The organism is Paenarthrobacter sp. PAE-2 (genome assembly GCF_026013155.1).
In the GTDB taxonomy this organism is placed as follows: domain Bacteria; phylum Actinomycetota; class Actinomycetes; order Actinomycetales; family Micrococcaceae; genus Arthrobacter; species Arthrobacter ureafaciens.
Genome location: NZ_JAPDNV010000003.1, coordinates 91482 through 107942 on the forward strand (window position 1 = coordinate 91482; position 16461 = coordinate 107942).

The 16461-nt window shown below is 63.1% G+C and carries 25 protein-coding genes; 12 read left to right on the forward strand and 13 right to left on the reverse strand.

Features of this window, described 5'->3' with window-relative positions:
* The first annotated feature begins 79 nt into the window (after positions 1-79).
* Genes OCL88_RS02530 through OCL88_RS02545 form a run of 4 tightly spaced genes read left to right on the forward strand, consistent with a single transcriptional unit; the run spans position 80 to position 3315 of the window.
* Complete coding sequence (locus tag OCL88_RS02530; protein WP_264961508.1) at positions 80-877, forward strand: SDR family oxidoreductase; 798 nt, start codon at positions 80-82, stop codon at positions 875-877.
* 50 nt (positions 878-927) lie between these two features.
* A complete protein-coding gene (locus OCL88_RS02535; protein WP_264961509.1) occupies positions 928-2106 on the forward strand; it encodes a pyridoxal phosphate-dependent aminotransferase in 1179 nt (392 codons plus the stop codon).
* Between the two features lie 2 nt (positions 2107-2108).
* Positions 2109-2705: a TetR/AcrR family transcriptional regulator gene (locus OCL88_RS02540; RefSeq protein ID WP_264961510.1), complete on the forward strand. Its 597-nt coding sequence runs from the start codon at positions 2109-2111 to the stop codon at positions 2703-2705.
* Positions 2706-2733: 28 nt separating this feature from the next.
* Positions 2734-3315 (forward strand): TetR/AcrR family transcriptional regulator, encoded by a 582-nt coding sequence (locus OCL88_RS02545; RefSeq protein ID WP_193591512.1) that lies wholly within the window; start codon positions 2734-2736, stop codon positions 3313-3315.
* Here the strand turns inward: OCL88_RS02545 and OCL88_RS02550 are convergent.
* On the reverse strand, positions 3287-3772 hold the full coding sequence (locus OCL88_RS02550; protein WP_193591513.1) for a hypothetical protein: 486 nt from the start codon (positions 3770-3772) through the stop codon (positions 3287-3289). The genes OCL88_RS02545 and OCL88_RS02550 overlap by 29 nt on opposite strands.
* Before the next feature lie 672 nt (positions 3773-4444).
* Between OCL88_RS02550 and OCL88_RS02555 the strand changes: the two genes are divergently transcribed.
* Positions 4445-5341 (forward strand): hypothetical protein, encoded by an 897-nt coding sequence (locus tag OCL88_RS02555; protein ID WP_264961511.1) that lies wholly within the window; start codon positions 4445-4447, stop codon positions 5339-5341.
* 33 nt (positions 5342-5374) lie between these two features.
* On the opposite strand, the gene OCL88_RS02560 is transcribed toward OCL88_RS02555, so the two are convergent.
* The gene (locus OCL88_RS02560; RefSeq protein WP_264961512.1) at positions 5375-5869 is read right to left on the reverse strand and encodes a DUF3592 domain-containing protein; all 495 of its coding nucleotides are present in this window, start codon (positions 5867-5869) and stop codon (positions 5375-5377) included.
* Between the two features lie 105 nt (positions 5870-5974).
* Between OCL88_RS02560 and OCL88_RS02565 the strand changes: the two genes are divergently transcribed.
* Both OCL88_RS02565 and OCL88_RS02570 read left to right on the forward strand, forming a co-directional pair.
* Positions 5975-6301 carry an ArsR/SmtB family transcription factor gene (locus OCL88_RS02565; protein ID WP_264961513.1) on the forward strand — a complete coding sequence of 109 codons (327 nt, stop codon included), beginning with the start codon at positions 5975-5977 and terminating at the stop codon, positions 6299-6301.
* On the forward strand, positions 6298-7104 hold the full coding sequence (locus OCL88_RS02570; RefSeq protein ID WP_264961514.1) for a cation transporter: 807 nt from the start codon (positions 6298-6300) through the stop codon (positions 7102-7104). The genes OCL88_RS02565 and OCL88_RS02570 overlap by 4 nt, the downstream gene beginning before the upstream one ends.
* 33 nt (positions 7105-7137) lie before the next feature.
* On the opposite strand, the gene OCL88_RS02575 is transcribed toward OCL88_RS02570, so the two are convergent.
* From OCL88_RS02575 to OCL88_RS02620, 10 genes are all read right to left on the reverse strand, one after another.
* Positions 7138-7467 (reverse strand): hypothetical protein, encoded by a 330-nt coding sequence (locus tag OCL88_RS02575; protein WP_264961515.1) that lies wholly within the window; start codon positions 7465-7467, stop codon positions 7138-7140.
* Positions 7464-8069 (reverse strand): Asp23/Gls24 family envelope stress response protein, encoded by a 606-nt coding sequence (locus OCL88_RS02580; RefSeq protein ID WP_264961516.1) that lies wholly within the window; start codon positions 8067-8069, stop codon positions 7464-7466. The genes OCL88_RS02575 and OCL88_RS02580 overlap by 4 nt, the downstream gene beginning before the upstream one ends.
* Positions 8066-8662, reverse strand: coding sequence for an RNA polymerase sigma factor (locus OCL88_RS02585; RefSeq protein ID WP_264961517.1), 597 nt, complete (start codon positions 8660-8662; stop codon positions 8066-8068). Before OCL88_RS02585 ends, OCL88_RS02580 begins: the two co-directional genes overlap by 4 nt.
* Positions 8663-8754: 92 nt before the next feature.
* A complete protein-coding gene (locus tag OCL88_RS02590; protein WP_166186351.1) occupies positions 8755-8985 on the reverse strand; it encodes a CsbD family protein in 231 nt (76 codons plus the stop codon).
* Between the two features lie 81 nt (positions 8986-9066).
* On the reverse strand, positions 9067-9672 hold the full coding sequence (locus OCL88_RS02595; protein ID WP_264961518.1) for a hypothetical protein: 606 nt from the start codon (positions 9670-9672) through the stop codon (positions 9067-9069).
* A complete protein-coding gene (locus OCL88_RS02600) occupies positions 9669-10250 on the reverse strand; it encodes a DUF6286 domain-containing protein (protein ID WP_264961519.1) in 582 nt (193 codons plus the stop codon). The genes OCL88_RS02595 and OCL88_RS02600 overlap by 4 nt, the downstream gene beginning before the upstream one ends.
* Entirely contained in the window at positions 10247-10657 is a 411-nt protein-coding gene (locus OCL88_RS02605) for a hypothetical protein (RefSeq protein WP_264961520.1), read from the reverse strand. Before OCL88_RS02605 ends, OCL88_RS02600 begins: the two co-directional genes overlap by 4 nt.
* Positions 10654-10845: a hypothetical protein gene (locus OCL88_RS02610; protein ID WP_264961521.1), complete on the reverse strand. Its 192-nt coding sequence runs from the start codon at positions 10843-10845 to the stop codon at positions 10654-10656. The genes OCL88_RS02605 and OCL88_RS02610 overlap by 4 nt, the downstream gene beginning before the upstream one ends.
* Positions 10842-11330 (reverse strand): Asp23/Gls24 family envelope stress response protein, encoded by a 489-nt coding sequence (locus OCL88_RS02615; RefSeq protein ID WP_264961522.1) that lies wholly within the window; start codon positions 11328-11330, stop codon positions 10842-10844. The genes OCL88_RS02610 and OCL88_RS02615 overlap by 4 nt, the downstream gene beginning before the upstream one ends.
* Before the next feature lie 193 nt (positions 11331-11523).
* The gene (locus OCL88_RS02620) at positions 11524-12465 is read right to left on the reverse strand and encodes a LysR family transcriptional regulator (RefSeq protein WP_264961523.1); all 942 of its coding nucleotides are present in this window, start codon (positions 12463-12465) and stop codon (positions 11524-11526) included.
* A gap of 123 nt (positions 12466-12588) precedes the next feature.
* On the opposite strand from OCL88_RS02620, the gene OCL88_RS02625 reads away from it, so the two are divergent.
* The 4 genes from OCL88_RS02625 (at position 12589) to OCL88_RS02640 (ending at position 15972) form a co-directional block, all read left to right on the forward strand.
* Positions 12589-13581: a DUF1852 domain-containing protein gene (locus OCL88_RS02625; protein WP_264961524.1), complete on the forward strand. Its 993-nt coding sequence runs from the start codon at positions 12589-12591 to the stop codon at positions 13579-13581.
* A 20-nt stretch (positions 13582-13601) separates the two neighbouring features.
* Entirely contained in the window at positions 13602-14648 is a 1047-nt protein-coding gene (locus OCL88_RS02630) for a methionine synthase (RefSeq protein WP_264961525.1), read from the forward strand.
* 2 nt (positions 14649-14650) lie between these two features.
* Positions 14651-15223, forward strand: a complete 573-nt coding sequence (locus tag OCL88_RS02635; RefSeq protein ID WP_264961526.1) for a flavin reductase family protein — start codon at positions 14651-14653, stop codon at positions 15221-15223.
* A 506-nt stretch (positions 15224-15729) separates the two neighbouring features.
* Entirely contained in the window at positions 15730-15972 is a 243-nt protein-coding gene (locus OCL88_RS02640) for a hypothetical protein (protein WP_264961527.1), read from the forward strand.
* Positions 15973-16103: 131 nt separating this feature from the next.
* Here OCL88_RS02640 and OCL88_RS02645 read toward each other — a convergent pair whose 3' ends face one another.
* Positions 16104-16238 (reverse strand): SDR family oxidoreductase, encoded by a 135-nt coding sequence (locus tag OCL88_RS02645; protein ID WP_319951637.1) that lies wholly within the window; start codon positions 16236-16238, stop codon positions 16104-16106.
* 28 nt (positions 16239-16266) lie between these two features.
* Between OCL88_RS02645 and OCL88_RS21250 the strand changes: the two genes are divergently transcribed.
* Entirely contained in the window at positions 16267-16413 is a 147-nt protein-coding gene (locus tag OCL88_RS21250) for a competence protein CoiA family protein (protein ID WP_410868087.1), read from the forward strand.
* Positions 16414-16461 lie beyond the last annotated feature (48 nt).

Below are 16461 nucleotides of genomic sequence, written 5' to 3' on the forward strand. Positions count from 1 at the left end.
CCACCAGACCCAACAAATGAGAAACTTTTCGCATATGCGATGGATCTCTCAAGATCACCCACCCTACAGGAACGGAACCATGGGACTTCTCGAAGGCAAAGTTGCCGTAATTACCGGCGCGGGCACCGGCATGGGCCGGTCCACCGCCGCGCTGCTCGCAGCCGAAGGAGCGAACGTGGTCCTTGTGGGCCGGCGCCTCGCCGTTCTTGAGGAAGCCGCCGCAGAGATCAAGGCCGCCGGCGGCACAGTGCAGGCCCGCGCCGCGGACATCGCGTCAAAGGACGACGTCGATGCCCTGGTTGAGTGGGTTTCGGAAAACTTCGGACCCGTGGACATCCTGGTGAACAACGCCGGAAGTGCCAGCAGGGTGCTCAATGTGCGGTGGATCAGCCAGCAGGAATGGAACGACGTCCTGGATGTGAATCTCAACGCCGTCTACCTGCTGACGCAGGCAGTGCTTCCGGGCATGCTCTCCAGGAACACGGGCACCATCATCACTGTCTCCTCACTGGCGGCAGTAAACCCGAACCTCCTGGGCGGCGCAGCTTACGGTGCAGCGAAGGCCGCGGTCCGGAACTTCATGACCTACCTCCACAACACTTTCCGCAATGAAGGGCTCCGCGCCGTGACCATCCTTCCCGGGGAAACGGCGACACCCATCCTGGACAACCGGGCCCGGCCACCCAGGTCCGAGGAACGCGAAGCCATGGTCCAACCGGAGGACGTGGCCCGCGCCATCCACCTGGTGGCCACCTTGCCGCAGCGCACCGTGGTCCAGGAGCTCGTGATCGCACCCACCGTGCAGCGCGACACCTCCGGTGACATCGAAATCAGCCGTTGGACCGGCGCGCCCCAGGACGATCTGCCGCAGCGTTGACCGCTACTCCCCCATACTTTCCAGCCCAACCACTTCGAAGCAGGACTGCCATGACCCTCGAACCATCCACCGCCGTCGCGACCTTCCAACCCTCTGAAGCTGTGCTGCGGGTCCAGCGCACGTCTCTGCGCGTCCAGCAACCCCAGTCCAAAGGCGACCTCGTCTCGCTCGCCATGGGCGAGCCGGACTTCGACACCCCCCAACAAGTACGCGCCGCCGCCGCACGCGCACTCGAAGAGGGGTACACCCACTACTCGCCGTTGCTCGGCGAGCTGGTGCTTCGCGAGGAGCTGGCTGCCCGTATCGGCCGGCTCCTCGGCGAAGTGGCCGGCCCCGGCGACGTGCTGATCACCCAAGGCGGAACAGCCGGCCTTTCGGCGGCCATCCTGGGGATCGTCAACCCTGGCGACAAGGTGGTCATTCCGGATCCCACCTACTCCCTGTATGCGGACCTCGTCAGCATGGCGGGCGGCATGGTTGTTCCCGTTCCGCTGACCGAGGACCTGCACTGGGACCTTGAGGCGCTGGCCACAGCCCTTGAAGGCGCCAAGATGTTCGTCTTCTGCAACCCGTCGAACCCCACAGGCATAGTCCACTCCCGCGCAGAGCTCGAAGCGCTCGCCGGGATGTTGGCGGACACGGACACCCTTGTCCTGTCAGATGAGGCTTACAGCGACCTCGTCTACACGGAAGAACCTTTCACCTCTGCGTTGGAGATCCCCGGACTGGCCGGAAGGACGATCTACTGCCAGACGTTCTCCAAGAGCTACGCCATGACAGGCTGGCGAGTCGGCTACCTCTGGGGGCCGTCCGAGGTCATCGCCTCTGCCGCCCGCGTCCACAACACCTTCAACGGCTCCATGAACACTGCCGTTCAAATGGCGGCACTGACAGCGCTCAAGACCTGCGGGCCGGACATCAAGCGCATGCACGCCTCCTACGCCGAACGCCGGCAACTCATGGTTGAGGGCCTCAGCAAGATCCCGGGCCTTACCGTCAGCTCTCCCGAAGGCGCGTTCTACCTATTCCCCAAGTACGACGTCGACATGCCCGCGGCCCGGATGGTGACGCACCTGCGTGAGTTCGGCGTCGCCGTTCGTCCGGGCAGCGAGTTCGGCAGGAACGGTGAACACCATCTCCGCCTCTCCTACGCCGCCAGTGCCGAAGCAATTTCCATCGGCGTCCAACGGCTGGCCGCAGGCCTGGCGGCACTGCGGCCAGTAGGATGACCTTGCTCAGCCAACCATCCGGCCAGCGCCTGGATCTGCAACGGAACCGGACCCTGTTGGTGGATGCCGCCGGCCGGCTCTTCGGAGCCGGCCGTTCGGCTACCATGAGCGAGATCGCAGCCGAAGCCGGCATCTCATCAGCGACTGCCTACCGGCACTTCGCATCAGTGGATGACGTGTTGGCTGCGTACCGCTTCGAGGTGGGCCGTGAACTCCTGGCGTTCAGCCAAAACCATCAAGCCCAGGGTTTGGAACTGCTGGATGCCGTGTGCAGCAAGTGGGTGCAGTTAGTGGTCCAGCACGGCGAGTCCATGATCCACACCAGGTCGGCGGAAGGGTACCTGGCCCGCGTCAAAGCAGGGGCCTACTACCTGACTGTCCAGGCAGAGGCACTCAGGAAGCCCCTGCGGGAGGCCGCAGAGGCCCTCGGCATCGAAGATCCAGGCGACGAAGCACTCTTCCTGTGGAACGGATTCTTCGACCCCCGCGAGATCCACGACCTCCTCCGGAGCCTGGATCTGGACGGGGCGGAGGTATCTGCCCGGCTGGTCACAACGTTCACGGCCGCCCTGACCGGGTGGTCGTCTTCAAGGACCTAAGCTTGAGGTGACGAAAGGGTGCCTATCAATGCGTAGTGATACACAGCGCAACCGCAGACAGTTGGTCAAGGCCGCGGGGCAGCTTTTCGCGTCCCGCCGCGGCCCGATCAGCATGACCGATGTGGCGAAGCATGCGGAAATTTCCACCGCCACCGCTTACCGGCACTTCGCCTCCGTTGAGGACATCCTGGCGGAGTACCGCTTCGGCGTTGGCGAGAAACTGCGCGACTTCAGCCTCAAGCAGCAGGAACTGGCCGGCGTCGAACTTCTGACGGTCGTGAGCCGCAAATGGGTGGACCTCGTGACGCGGCATGGCGGCGCAATGCTCTACACCCGTTCCGGGGAAGGTTACCTGGCCCGCCTGCGTGCGGGGGCGTTCTACCTGACCGTCCAGGCCGATGCCCTGGAGCGGCCGCTGCGTGAAGCATGCGAGGAGCTGGGGCTGCCGCCGATTGGCGATGAGGCAATGTTCCTGTGGAACATCCTCTTCGACCCCCGTGAAATTCTGGACCTGATCAACACCATCGGCCTCAACAAAGACCAAGCCACCGCCCGGCTGATTGCCGCACTTAAGGGTGCGCTCACTGGATGGGCCGCGGATCGCGGATAAGCTCACGGATTCTTTCGGCCGGAAGCGCAGTCAGGGCCGCAATCCTGAAGAGATCCATGCCCCCTTGCTCCAAACCAACAAGGACGTCAGCGCGGAGCTCGTGCACTGACCGCTGTTTCTCAGCCAAAGCCCTGTCGAGTCGCCGGACCGCGGCTGAAAGTACTGCTATGTGCCATTCCTCGGGGAACCCCGAAAAGTCTAAATCCTGATAGGCGCCACCGAGCCTCTTAACGTCGCTCGCCCGGATTCCGACGATCTTGGAGACCGTGGCCAGGGGGACCTTGTCCGCCAGGGCCGCACCAATCGCCTCGTTTCGACGCCCGAGCAGCAGCCGTACATGGCTGTCTACCCGGGCTCGAGTCACCCGCGACTGCGAGAGCCTGCGCTCCAAGGCATTTCGGCGGGGCTCATGGCGTGCCTTCCTCCGGCGCGGCCTTGCCTCAGCTACGTAAGTCACGGCTGGTAAGGCCCTGGACCAGATGCCAAACCACAGCTGCGTTGCTATGCGTCGGCATGATGCTTCCTTCCAGCACCTGAAGTCCCTGGCCAACAACACCAACGGGAGCCCAGATACCGCTCACCGGACAGTGGGAACCCGTGCCGGCAACGTACCGGCAACGATGTGTATGGCCGACCGAGTGTTCTCCAACTATGCGCAACATGACGTGCCTCCGACTGTTTGGGCTGGCTGTCCGGCCCGGAAAACCTGATAAATCGAGCTTATGCCGCAGGTCACGTTAAAGCAAGAAAGTTTTCTCATTTGTTTAAAACTTCTCAGGCACTTCCGCAGCGGTGAATTTAGCCCCACTGATGGCGTTCTCCCACTTCATCCCACCATAAAATCGATGGTTGAATCCGGCCACGTGAGGGCGCAAACTGCCCCTAAAGGACGTGCATCGTCGCGGATACTCAATGGGTTCGGTATGCCATGCTCTACTTGCCGAAGGGCCGGAGCGGTATAAGCCGCTGGAGCCGGGGGGCCGGCGCATTGCTGCTTGGCTTGGCGTCCGCCCTGGGAGGAGTGGGTCCGGATTTTGGACCTGACAAACTCGCTCCGACGAATGCGGGGGTGCTGTCAGTGAGTTATTCGGCCGCGTGCAATACCTCGTCATGCACCTTCAAACCAAAGGTGACGTATCCGCCGTCGGCGGCTTGCACCTTCGACGCCGGAGACGGAACCGCCCCCATCACGTTCCCCTGCGGCGCCGGCACGAACCACACCTATCCGGCCCCCGGAACCTACACCGCCCGAATCACGAACGCCCAGGGCGAGTCACAAGCCATCGAGCTCCAGATAACGCAGGAACAACCGCCGCCAACAGAAACCGGCACGCCAAAGCCAACAGGAACCCCTGTTGTTCCTTCCACGACTCCAACAGCCAGCGGCAGCAATTCCGGCAGCCCCGTCCCCAGCGATACCGGGACGCCGGACCCCACGGCAACGTCCTCCGCAGAGCCTGGAAGTGATGTTCAGGAATATCTGGAGAAATGCCTCAAGGGCACAGTCGCCTACTCACCTCCGGCAGCCATGGAACTGGGGAGCCGCGAAGAATTCATCCTTCGGGTCGCCCTGCACGGCGCGGAAGAGAACCCGGCCACAGGCTTCCCCAGCGGCAGCCCGGTAGCCACCGAACACCCGCGGATCTGCGCCCTCATGCGCGCCGACCTCACCGGTGAAGGCTTCGACATCGAACGGCGTGGCGATTCCTCAGGCGTTATCGCCTTGCCAAGCGACGAAGTTGGCGAATGGGGCTGGTACATCACACCCAACAAACCCGGCACGCAAACGCTGACCCTCCGGCTGATCGCCCCCATTCCGAACGTCGACGGCGAATTCGAAGTTGAAACCTACACACGGGACATCAACGTCAACGTCAGCATCCTCAAAGTCGTCAGCGACGTCACCAAGGACTGGGCTGCTCCTCTGGGCATTACAGTTCCCGTCATCGTTGCCGCCATTGGAGCGCTATACCTCCGGGCACGACGAAACCGCTACAAGGCAAAGCACGCGGCCGCAACCAAATAGTTTGCCGGCAGGCCTGTTTGGGCTTGGTCAGCGCTAAGGCCCGGAGCCGCCACTGGCCGCGGCCCGTCGCCGCCTCCGCAACCCTGAAACGATGAGCGCGAGGCCGGACGTTGTAAAAACTACCGTCAAGATCAGGCCGACACCACCCGGAAACCCGCTGTTGCTTCCATAGCCGAGCACGACTGCTTGATCAGGGTTTTGTTCGCGATAGGAGACGGTGACCTGCCCGCCAACGGAGGGGTGCTGCTCATGATCCACGGGGGCATTGGCGTAGCGGTTCACGCCGTCGGCCGCCACGTATTCCACCGTGATGTCCCGGTTCGACGCCTTCCTGGCGTCGCTGAAATAGGTGATGGTCCCGGTGACGTGGACGCCGGTGCGGGCGAGCTCTTCGTCGGCGTCGACTTGCTGATAACTCGTGATCATCAGGGCGGGTCCTGCCAGCACCAACACGGTGGCGAGCAACACATTCACTACGTGGCGCAGGACGGACTTGGGCTTTTTGAACATGGCTCGGGTACTGGTCACTGCGCCAATTCTGCACTACGAGGTTTTGGATGGCAGCATTCGGTGGCGCGGACGATGTTTGATACACATTTCGATGAATACAGCAGAGGATGTATTGTCGGGTTCATGGAAACCCTAGTGCACGCACCTGTACTGGCCCGATTTGGCTATGCGGTCTCGGATCCCACCAGGGCGCAGGTCCTGCTGGCCCTGGCGGAGGCGCCGTCGTACCCGTCCGACCTGGCGGACAATATCGGGGTGTCGCGGCAGAGTATGTCGAATCATCTGACGTGCCTGCGGGGGTGCGGGTTGGTCGTAGCGGTACCGGACGGGCGCCGCTCCCGCTATGAATTGGCCGACGAGCGGCTGGGGCATGCCCTGAAAGATCTGCTCGGTGTTGTCCTGGCTGTTGACCCGGCCTGCCGTGCCCCCAACGGCACGTGCGTGGCATGAGTGCCGTTCAGCAAGCTCCGGCACCGGAGCGTCGGCTGGTGTTGATGCGTCGGATCCGGTTGTTCGCCGCGGCGACCATCACCTACAACGTGTTTGAGGCGGCTGTGGCACTATGGGCCGGCGGCGTCGCTGATTCTTCTGCCCTGATCGGTTTCGGGCTGGACTCGGTCATCGAAGTAGCTTCCGCCTTGGCCCTGTCCTGGCAGTTCTCTTCCCAAGACCCGGAACGCCGCGAACATCTCACCCTGCGGATCATCGCCGTTTCCTTCTTCGCGTTGGCCGCGTTCGTGGCCGTGGACGCTATCAGCTCCCTGATCGGTACCGGTGAGGCCCGGCATTCGACCCCGGGCATTGTCCTTGCTGCGCTGAGCCTGGCCATCATGCCGGTCTTGTCATGGGCACAGCGGCGGGCGGGAAGCGAACTGGGCTCCAAAACAGCAGTCGCAGATTCCAAACAGACCCTCCTATGCACGTATCTGTCCGCTGTCCTTCTCGTCGGCCTGCTCCTCAACAGCACCCTGGGCTGGTGGTGGGCGGACGCCGGGGCCGCCTTGGTGATCGCAGCCATCGCGGTCCGCGAAGGCACTAACGCCTGGAAAGGCGATGTCTGCTGCGCGCCGGCTGCCACATCCGAACCGGTCCCTATCCAGTTATTGGGCGCCCCTACCGGCCAGGCCGGCAGCGGGGCCCCGGATTCCGGGTGCTGCCCCGGATGCCACAGCGGTCAGCCTGAGACTGAGGACCTGGCGTTGAGGCGCCCAAACGCAGACGCCCGCAACCACCAGGAAGGCACCCAGCACTGATGACCCGGACACCTTCCAAACAAGGACAGGTTTCTACTGGCCTATCTTGACCACCAGGATTTCGACGACGGTGCTCGCGTTTCCCGAGTGCTTGCGGACCGCTGCGGCCACGTCGCGGGCCACTTCCGGGGCGGGCCGGTGAATTCCGACGCCGATCCGCACCTTGACGCCCATTCCCTCCCCCTGTCCCGAAAGGCCGACCAAGGGCTGCTGTTCCCCGGTGACCGCCGCGGCTGCTGCGCCGGCTATCGACTGCCACAAGGGCTGGGCAGGGAAGACCGCCGTGACCCCGTCCACCGCTTGGACAACGCCGAGGAGTTCCTCGGCAAGGGCGGGGGTATTGGTCTCCACATGTTCCGTCATGGCTGGTCCTCCGTGGTGGGCGTGACGGCCGGGGCGGGAGGCTCCAGCACGTCGGTGACGGTGATGTTGATGGCTTGGATGGTGAGTTCGGTCTGGACCGCCAGGATGTCCGCCAGCTCATTCCGCAGCGTCACAGCGTGCTCTTCCAGAGAGCGTCCGAAGACCACCGCGATCTCCACGTCGACGTCGATTCCTGCTCCCGGCGTCGTGATGTCTCCCGTCAGGCGGCATTTACCGGCAGCTGTTCCGGGCATGGAGTCGACCACTGAACGGATCAACGCAGATACCGAGCCCTCGGTCTCCCAGAGGGCATCGTGCGGGTCCTCAGAGCGGAGCGGGATGCTGCGGCCAGGACGCAGCTCCAGCTGAAGGTTGTTCAGGATGTTCTGCATCCAGTCATCGTTGCCCGAGCCGGCGTCGGCCACGTCCGAGGCCAGCAGTTCATGGCCCAGTTCGGCGAGCCTGCGCAAAGAAGCCAGGCCGGCCTGGCACTCGGGGCAGGCATCTACGTGTGCGGGATCAGCAGTGTATCCCGTGTCCAAGTAGGCGCTCAGTTCCGCGAGGCTGTGCCCGCATTCCAGTGCATCGCCAGGGAAATTCATCGCCACTCCTCCATTGTGCGGGCCAAGGCAGTCCGTGCTCTGGCGAGACGGCCACGAACGCTGTCGGGGCTTATGTTCAAGGTCAGTGCAATCTCCTCGTAGCTCAGGTCGTTGAATTCCTTGAGTACCCAACAGCGGCGCTGTTCCTCGGGAAGCCGTTGGAGCGCCGATTTCAACGCGTCCACCCTGGAGGCGTTGACCGCGGTGCTTTCCGGATCCTGGATGCGTGGGCCGGAAGAGGCATCAGCGAGTGTCTCCGCCTCGTCCAAGGCCACGTCGTTGCGCCGCTTGCGGAGATGGTCAATGCTGCGGGTGCCAACGATGCGAAGCAGCCAGCTTTTTACTGCAGCGGGATCCCGAAGGTTGTCCAGTTGTTTCCACGCCTGCATCAGGCTCTCCTGAACGACGTCGTCAGCGTCTGCCAGGGTGCCGGTCAACCGCCGCGCCGTCGCCCGCATCAGCGGTCCATGGCGCCGGGCCAGTGCCTCGAAAGCGGCAGTGTCTCCATCTGCTGCCCGGCCGGCCAGCAACGCGTCCGGCACGAGGTCCAGGTGTTGCTTAGCTGCGGCAGAGGCCACAGGTGAACCAGTCACGTTCCTGCCTTTCCAGTGTTGTGAGTGCGGCGCTTGATCTGCGGATGGACAGGGACGGTTCCGCGTGCGGCGGAACCGTCCCTGCTGCCGGCCTACTTTTCCGTGAAGCCTTCCTTGAGCTTTCGGGCAGCGTCCCGGATGTTCCCGCCGATGTCAGCTGCGGCATCTTTGACCTTTTCGCCGGCCTGCTGGAGCTTGGCCTGGGCTTGGTCGTGCTGGCCCTCGCGCTCCAGGGCGGAGTCGCCGGTGAGCTTGCCGGCACCTTCCTTGGCCGCGCCAAGATGCTCGGTGGCGGCGTTGTTGATCTTGTCGTTGATTCCCATGGTGCTCCCTTTTCTGTTGGTGTTTTCCTGTGTGAAGTACGTTGCGATGCCTCTTACCGGGCTCTGCTTACCGGGGTCTGCTTACCGGGCTCCGCGCGATCCGGACACCTGGGTCCTGGGACCGGTGGTGATTCGGACCAGGGCGGGCACCGGATGGCCAAGCCAGGCATCAAGTTGCTGGAGCAGCCGGACCGCCGTGTCGGCAAGCTCCCTGGGGCATGCCCCGTTGCGGGCTTCCAGACGGAGCCGCAAGGCAGTGCCGCGCCGGGATTCCCACGCGGAAACAGAGGTGGCGAGCACATCGGGGTTACCACGCAGGGCTTCCTTGACGGCGGCTGAGACCAGCCCGGCATCCACCACGGTTCGGCCCGCAATGCCTTCCGAGTCCTCGGCGAGGCGTGGTGTCCTGCCGCCGCCCTGGGACGCGATCCAGGCCGCGCCCAGGATGGCGCCTGCCAGCAGGACGGCGATCCCCAACACCAACCACCAGCTCCGGACGGGGTCAGGCAGGGGCGCAATGCCCGCCAGCTCGCGCACGGCCTCCCGTGCTGAAGCCGCTGTGGTTGTCCAGGACTCTGCCGCCCCAGGCAGGTTGCCGGCCGCGATCAATGCGGCTCCGGCTCCCAGCAGGACCACCCCCGCAACGCTGAGCAGAATGCGGTTGAGGGCCCTGTTCGTGTTTCTCATTGCCCTACCGCTCCTTCGTTCAAAATGTTGACGCTGGACCGCACTGGACGATCCAGCGCGTAGGCGGCCAGTTCGCCGTCGACCGTCGCCTGGATGTCTGCCGGCACCAGCGGTTCGCCCGACGTCGGACGCACCTGGACACGGACGGACCGTCCACCGACGGTGGTGGTCACCTGGCCCGGAGCGAGGCCCGCGGCGCGGCGGACCTTGCGGGACACCGCTGCCGCAATCACCTCGTGGTCCACCACGACGGCAGCGCGTTGGCTACCCAGGGTCAGGCGTTGCCTGCGGCCCCTCCCAAAGGCCAGTCCGAGCAGCACCAGCGCCAGGATTCCCAACCCGGCACCGGACGCCACCAGGCCTGTAGGTGTGGTGTTGGCCGGAAGCTCGATCAACCAGCGGAACATCTCTGCGGGGCTGGCCAGCAGGGGCTGGTGTTTGAGCAGCCACAGCACGGATTCCAAGGCCAACCACAGCGAAGCGACCATCAGGAGGGAGGCAACCACAATGGACGGGACCGCCCTCGAAGAGTGAGTTTCACGCTGGACCAGGCGGCGGATAGTGACGTCTTTGCTCATTCGACCCTCCTTTCCTTGGGCTGTCCGGACTTTCCTCCGGTGAGGCGGATGTCTACCCGGCCTATGTCCAGGCCAGTCATTGCCGTGCCACGGGCCACGATTCCCTTCCGGACAGCCCGGGCTTGTTCGAAAACGGTCGCTGGGGTGGGCTGTGGTTCCCTGCCGGGCTGAGGTTTCAGCAGCGGGACAGGCTTCAGCAGCGGCGGGAGGGTCAGCTTGACGGAGACGCTGACGCCGAGCTTTCCTGCGTCGTCCTCCACCGTGGCTGACACGTCGCCCGCATCTACATGGAACGCCTGGGCCGTGACCGACTCCACGGTCTTCCGGATCGCGGTGTGGGTTAGCCGGTTATGTCCGATCCGGTGAACATCGATCGAGCCACGGTTCGCGGCGGCGGCGCTGCTCATGAGGAGGAGCGCTTGCCCCGCAGGGCATCAAGCACCCCGCGAAGGTCAAGCTTTCCCTCGGCGGAACGGCCCAGCACCGCCCCGACACCCATGAAAAGTGCCGTCAGCAGCAGGCCCCGGAACCCGAAGGCAAGACCCGCCAGCGCAAGCACCGCCCCTACGGCAAGGCCCGCAATCGTGCGGCTCATGCGACCCTCGGTTCGCGGTCGGAGTCTTCGGAATCGGAGTCCTCGGATGGAACGTGGATGTCCGTGATGGTCACGTTGACCTCGGTTACTTCCATGCCCACCAGGTCCTCGATGGCGGTGTACACGGCGTCGCGGGCGTTGTCCGCTACTTCCTGGAGCGGGTGCGGGTATTCGACAACCAGGGTCACGTCAACGGCTACCTGGGTCTGGCCTACCTCAACGTTGACCCCCTGGGTGAGGTCCTTCTGGCCAACCTTCTCCCGCAGGTTACCGATGGCGCGTGCCGCACCGCCGCCCAAGGCATGCACTCCTGGAATCTCCTGGATGGCGATGCCGGCGATCTTGGCTACTACTCCATCGGCGACGGTGGTTGCGCCGCGGCCGTCCTTGCCCTTGTCCCGGGTGGGTGCATCCGCCACGGCTGCAGAGGCGTTCTGCTTGGTCTTGGCCGGTACGTCTGCGGGGGTGTGCGTCTGGATCGTCATGGCGATGCTCCTGTCCGTTGATTGCGGCGCTCCTTGTGCGCCGTCATGAATAAGACGTGCCTGCCAGACGAATCCTCACGGCCGAAATAGTGTGATGTAGGTCACCTTAGACCTTGTGCATTGCCTCGCTTAGTTAGCTTGCCATATATCTAGACAATCAAGTGATATTTTTACGTCGTCCGCTGTACGGCAGTCAGTCGAGTAGCGCTACGCCGAACTCAGCAACCACGGCGCGCAATTCCTTGAGGTAGCGCTGCGCTTGGTCAGTGAGCGGAATCGAGGCGTGGCCGATCCAGCCGATCTCGATGCGTTCGTCAACGTCTAGCGGGATGGCCACGATCTCCGGGTCGAGCTCCCCGCTGATGATGCCAGTCGAGATCGTGTAACCGTGGAGCCCGATCATGAGATTGAAGATCGTGGCACGGTCAGAAACCCGGATCTCCTGCTTGCTGGACAGCGTGGAGAGAATTTCCTCGGCGAAGTAAAAGGAGTTGTTCGCACCTTGATCGAAGGTTAGCCGCGGCATGCCGGCGAGATCAGCGAGAGTTACACGCTCCTTGGAGGCGAGCGGGTGCTTTCGTGAAATGAAAATGTGCGGATCAGCGAGAAAAAGCGGTGTGAACGCGAGCCCGGATTCCCGGAGCAGCTTGTCGATGACCTTCCGGTTGAAATCGTTCCGGTAGAGGATGCCTATCTCGCTGCGGAGAGTCCGGACATCCTCAATGATGTCCCAGGTGCGGGACTCACGAAGCGAGAACTCGTATTCGGCCACCTCAGTGGCCTTGACCATCCGGACGAACGCGTCCACCGCGAACGAGTAGTGCTGCGTTGAGACTCCGAGCAGTCGCCGAGTCGGTGGCCTGCCTAGGTAGCGCTGCTCGAGGAGGGAGAACTGCTCGACCACCTGTCTGGCGTAGCCGAGGAACTCTGCCCCGTCTGCGGTAAGGGTGACCCCGCGCGCGGAGCGAACCAGGAGCGCACGGCCCACCCGGGCCTCAAGCTCCTTCATCGCTGCGGACATTGTCGGCTGCGCTACGTAGAGAAGATCGGCAGCCGCGGAGATCGACCCCTCAGCGGCAACTTCAATGAAGTAGCGGAGCTGCTGAAGGGTCAATCCGCTCGAAATCTGGGGCATAGGAAAAGTCTATATGAATGCATAGTAACCACGAGTTACTTGATACCCCTTGAAAGTCGGCACCATGGATGCATCCCCTTTCGAAAAGGCCGTCCCGGCCCATCACCCACGGATTGGCAGCGCATGGCAGACGACTTCTCCTTCAGCATCACGACCACCCGCTTCGACGAGGACTACTCCCCTTCGGAAGGCTCGCGGATCACCACGAACTTCGCCAACCTGGCACGTGGCGAGCACCGCCAGGAGAACCTTCGCAATGCCCTGACCATGATGCGGCGCCGCTTCAACGATCTCGCCGACTGGGATAATCCGGACCGGGACCGTTACGCCCTGGAGCTTGAGATCGTCTCCGTGCAGATACAGCTCACCGGGGATGGAACGGATCAGCAGTTCCCGCTGTTCGAAGTCCTCGACATCCAGATCCTCGACTTGCTGAACGGGGTTCGTCACCAAGGCATTGTGGGAAACAACTTCTCCTCCTACGTCCGTGACTTCGACTTCAGCGTCGTGCTGCCCGCGGCAGCAGGCGACTCGGGCAAGCCCACCGTTCCCGAGGACTTCGGCGATCTTCACGGCAAACTGTTCCAGCACTTCCTCGATTCCCCCGAAGGCCAGGAACGCTTCCCGCAGCCGCCGGTGGTCTGCATCAGCGTCTCCACGAGCAAGACGTACCGGCGGACCGGAAACCGTCACCCGGTCCTGGGCGTCGAGTACCAGCAAGACGAGTTCTCGCTGACGGACGCGTACTTCGCAAAAATGGGACTGCAAGTCCGCTACTTCATGCCACGCGGCAGCGTTGCGCCGCTCGCCTTCTACTTCCGCGGCGACCTGCTCAACGACTACTCCAACCTGCAGCTCATTGGCACCATCAGCACCATGGAGACGTTCCAGAAGATCTACCGCCCGGAGATCTACAACGCGAACTCGGCCGCCGCCCACGTCTACCAGCCGAGCCTGGGCGAGCAGGATTTCTCGCGGACCCAGATCGCTTACGACCGCGTCGAGCGCAGCCAGCTCGCGGTCACGCAGGCGAAGTACACGGAGGAGCACTTCATCACCCCCCACAAGGACCTGTTGGACCAGTGGACCGCCAACTATCCCGCCCTCGTCAACTGACCCACGGAGAATCGTCAATCATGAACACTCTATTGCCCACCACCGTTGTCGGAAGCCTGCCGAAACCATCCTGGCTCGCGCAGCCGGAGACTCTTTGGTCCCCATGGAAGCTGGAGGGAAAAGCGCTGATCGAGGGCAAGCAGGATGCGCTGCGCATCGCGCTCCACGAGCAGAGCCGGCGCGGCATCGACATCGTCAGCGACGGCGAGCAAACCCGCCAGCACTTCGTCACGACCTTCATTGAGCATCTCAGCGGGGTCGACTTTGAACAGCGCAAGACCGTGCGCATCCGGGATCGCTACGACGCCAGCGTGCCGACCGTCGTCGGACCGGTGCGCCGCGAGAAGCCGGTATTCGTCGAAGACGCAAAGTTCCTCCGCGCAGCCACGGACCAGCCGATCAAATGGACTCTTCCCGGTCCCATGACGATGGTGGACACGCTCTACGATGACCACTACAAGAGCCGCGAGAAGCTCGCCTGGGAGTTCGCCACGATCCTGAACCAGGAGGCGAAAGAACTGGAGGCGGCCGGCGTGGACATCATCCAGTTCGACGAGCCCGCGTTCAATGTCTTCCTTGATGAGGTCAAGGACTGGGGCGTGGCTGCGCTTGAGAGAGCGGCAGAGGGACTGCGTGCGGAGACCGCCGTGCACATCTGCTACGGCTACGGCATCAAGGCCAATACGGACTGGAAGGCGACGCTCGGCTCACAGTGGCGGCAGTACGAGGAATCGTTCCCGCTGCTGCAGGGCTCCAGCATCGACATCATTTCGCTGGAATGCCAGAACTCCCATGTGCCCATGGACCTCATCGAGCTTCTCCGCGGCAAGAAGGTCATGCTTGGTGCTATCGACGTCGCAAGCGAGACCATTGAGACCCCGGAGGAGGTCGCCGACACCCTCCGCAAGGCCCTCAAGTTCGTCGATGCGGACAAGCTCATCCCCAGCTCCAACTGCGGCATGGCACCGTTCCCCCGGGACGTCGCACTGGCCAAGCTGAGTGCTCTCAGCGCAGGGACCAACATCATTCGCGAGGAACTCGCGCGCTCCGCCCCCAGGGCGTCATAACGATGTTTCACGCCTACCCCGCAGACACTTGGTTCGGGGCTCCGACGCAAAGCTTCCCGTCTTCCCTCTCGGCCGACGACTTCAAGGCACTGTTCCGTGGCCACCCGGGAGGTGTCGCCGTCATCACGGCCGATGCCGGCGAAGGACCGGTGGCACTGACGGTGTCGTCGGTCGTGTCGGTCAGTGCGGAACCTCCGTTGCTGATTTTCTCGGTCTCGGCACTGTCCTCTGCGTCGGATGTGCTCTCGCGCGCCGAGACCGTCATCGTGCACCTGCTGGACGCTCACGACGTCGACTTGGCGAAGTTTGGAGCGACCCCCGGCGCCGACCGCTTTGACCAGACGCACCACTGGTCGGCGCTTGCAACCGGCGAAGCGGTGTATGACGACGTCCGCGCCTGGGTGCGCTGCGCCGTCATCGATCGCATGGAGGTAGGGACCTCCACCATCATCGCCGTTCACGCCCTGGAGTCCCGGGTGCTGCGTGACGTCCACGCGGGCGAACCCGGCGACGCTCTGGTTTACCACAACCGGTCATGGCACCGTCTGGGCGAGCATTCCAAGCTTGAGGGCTGAGCGTCGCGCCAACAATTCTGCGCGTCAAGCCGAACGGCTCACGACGGCGGGAGGATAACTCCCGCCGTCGTCCTCGCTGACAGGGGCACTTGCGAATCTTTGTTCTTCCATTTGACGGGGTACGGGAGGGCGGCCAAAGAAGCATGGATGTAGTCCAACGAAAGCAGCGCGCGTGGCCTGGGCATGAATTCTCCACCGCTCCCCTCCTCCACACGCCTAAGAGGAAGGACTCGGCACGGAAAGACCGCGATGGTTGAATGCAACATCCGCCGAGCCCTGGATCTGCCCTTACTCCGGTGACCCTTGTACGACAAACCTGCTCATAGCCCTCGGCGAAGCCAGGTTGATCCACTACTGGTCCCACGGAGGAGAAACCTTTAGTACAGATTTTGATTCGGCCGGCAAGCCGCGTCATCGAGAAGACCTCCAGCCCGGGAGCCTGCTCCGGGTGTACGGTTGGCACACCGGGAAACGCCTGTTCCCGGCCTTAAGACGCGAGGTGGCACATGAACGAATTCGAAGCCTCACTCATCATCAAAGCCGGTGCCGAGCAACTGTCCACGGCCTCAGCCGACCCCCGCTCCGAAGAAGGATACGCAGCCGTCAAAGCCAACCTATCCGAAGCACTGAACCATCTGGCCACAGCCTTGGAAAACTTTGAATCCAACACTGCGGCGCCTACCCGTTCAATCGGCTGGCTCCAAGACCTTCGGCGCGTTGCCGATGACTTGGTCCACAAACCGGACTGAAACTTCCGCGACAGCGAGCTAAGCGTTGGCAATGTCTATTGGTTCTCCGATCCATGCCAGCGGGATGATGTCTCCCCTAGCTTTCTTGATTTTTGGATCTTCATACATCTTTGCGGTCATCCTCGTTTGAGTCATGCCGGGGACACGACGTTGACGCGGATGCCGTCCGGCGCCCATTCCAAGGCAAGTGTCTGGGCCAGCATGGTCAAGGCAGCTTTGGTTGGGCTATAAGCGCCCGACCGGTCATGTGGCATCTGTCCGGACATTGATGAGGTGAAACATGCGGCCCCCTAATTGGTTTGCCTGTCCTGTGACGCACGGGCTATGTTCCGTGCGGGACAGAAGCGTCAGCCCTCGTTTGCTGCCCGGCACAGGCAGGACTGTCGATTGGTATTGAGGCCGTGGAGCGCCTTCATATTCCTCTCGGAACGGCGTCTGTAGCTGACTTCCAATGGCGCCACACCCTCTGGACGCCGCTGCCCACTCGGC

Coding starts and splice junctions, on each gene's coding strand:
- OCL88_RS02570 (WP_264961514.1), top strand. CDS start 6,298: ATGAGTGCCGTTCAGCAAGCTCCGGCACCGGAGCGTCGGCTGGTGTTG.
- OCL88_RS02645 (WP_319951637.1), bottom strand. CDS start 16,238: ATGTCCGGACAGATGCCACATGACCGGTCGGGCGCTTATAGCCCAACC.
- OCL88_RS02620 (WP_264961523.1), bottom strand. CDS start 12,465: ATGCCCCAGATTTCGAGCGGATTGACCCTTCAGCAGCTCCGCTACTTC.
- OCL88_RS02530 (WP_264961508.1), top strand. CDS start 80: ATGGGACTTCTCGAAGGCAAAGTTGCCGTAATTACCGGCGCGGGCACC.
- OCL88_RS02595 (WP_264961518.1), bottom strand. CDS start 9,672: ATGAGAAACACGAACAGGGCCCTCAACCGCATTCTGCTCAGCGTTGCG.
- OCL88_RS02640 (WP_264961527.1), top strand. CDS start 15,730: ATGAACGAATTCGAAGCCTCACTCATCATCAAAGCCGGTGCCGAGCAA.
- OCL88_RS02600 (WP_264961519.1), bottom strand. CDS start 10,250: ATGAGCAAAGACGTCACTATCCGCCGCCTGGTCCAGCGTGAAACTCAC.
- OCL88_RS02635 (WP_264961526.1), top strand. CDS start 14,651: ATGTTTCACGCCTACCCCGCAGACACTTGGTTCGGGGCTCCGACGCAA.
- OCL88_RS02580 (WP_264961516.1), bottom strand. CDS start 8,069: ATGAATTTCCCTGGCGATGCACTGGAATGCGGGCACAGCCTCGCGGAA.
- OCL88_RS02630 (WP_264961525.1), top strand. CDS start 13,602: ATGAACACTCTATTGCCCACCACCGTTGTCGGAAGCCTGCCGAAACCA.
- OCL88_RS02605 (WP_264961520.1), bottom strand. CDS start 10,657: ATGAGCAGCGCCGCCGCCGCGAACCGTGGCTCGATCGATGTTCACCGG.
- OCL88_RS02610 (WP_264961521.1), bottom strand. CDS start 10,845: ATGAGCCGCACGATTGCGGGCCTTGCCGTAGGGGCGGTGCTTGCGCTG.
- OCL88_RS02545 (WP_193591512.1), top strand. CDS start 2,734: ATGCGTAGTGATACACAGCGCAACCGCAGACAGTTGGTCAAGGCCGCG.
- OCL88_RS02575 (WP_264961515.1), bottom strand. CDS start 7,467: ATGACGGAACATGTGGAGACCAATACCCCCGCCCTTGCCGAGGAACTC.
- OCL88_RS02565 (WP_264961513.1), top strand. CDS start 5,975: ATGGAAACCCTAGTGCACGCACCTGTACTGGCCCGATTTGGCTATGCG.
- OCL88_RS02615 (WP_264961522.1), bottom strand. CDS start 11,330: ATGACGATCCAGACGCACACCCCCGCAGACGTACCGGCCAAGACCAAG.
- OCL88_RS02590 (WP_166186351.1), bottom strand. CDS start 8,985: ATGGGAATCAACGACAAGATCAACAACGCCGCCACCGAGCATCTTGGC.
- OCL88_RS02535 (WP_264961509.1), top strand. CDS start 928: ATGACCCTCGAACCATCCACCGCCGTCGCGACCTTCCAACCCTCTGAA.
- OCL88_RS02625 (WP_264961524.1), top strand. CDS start 12,589: ATGGCAGACGACTTCTCCTTCAGCATCACGACCACCCGCTTCGACGAG.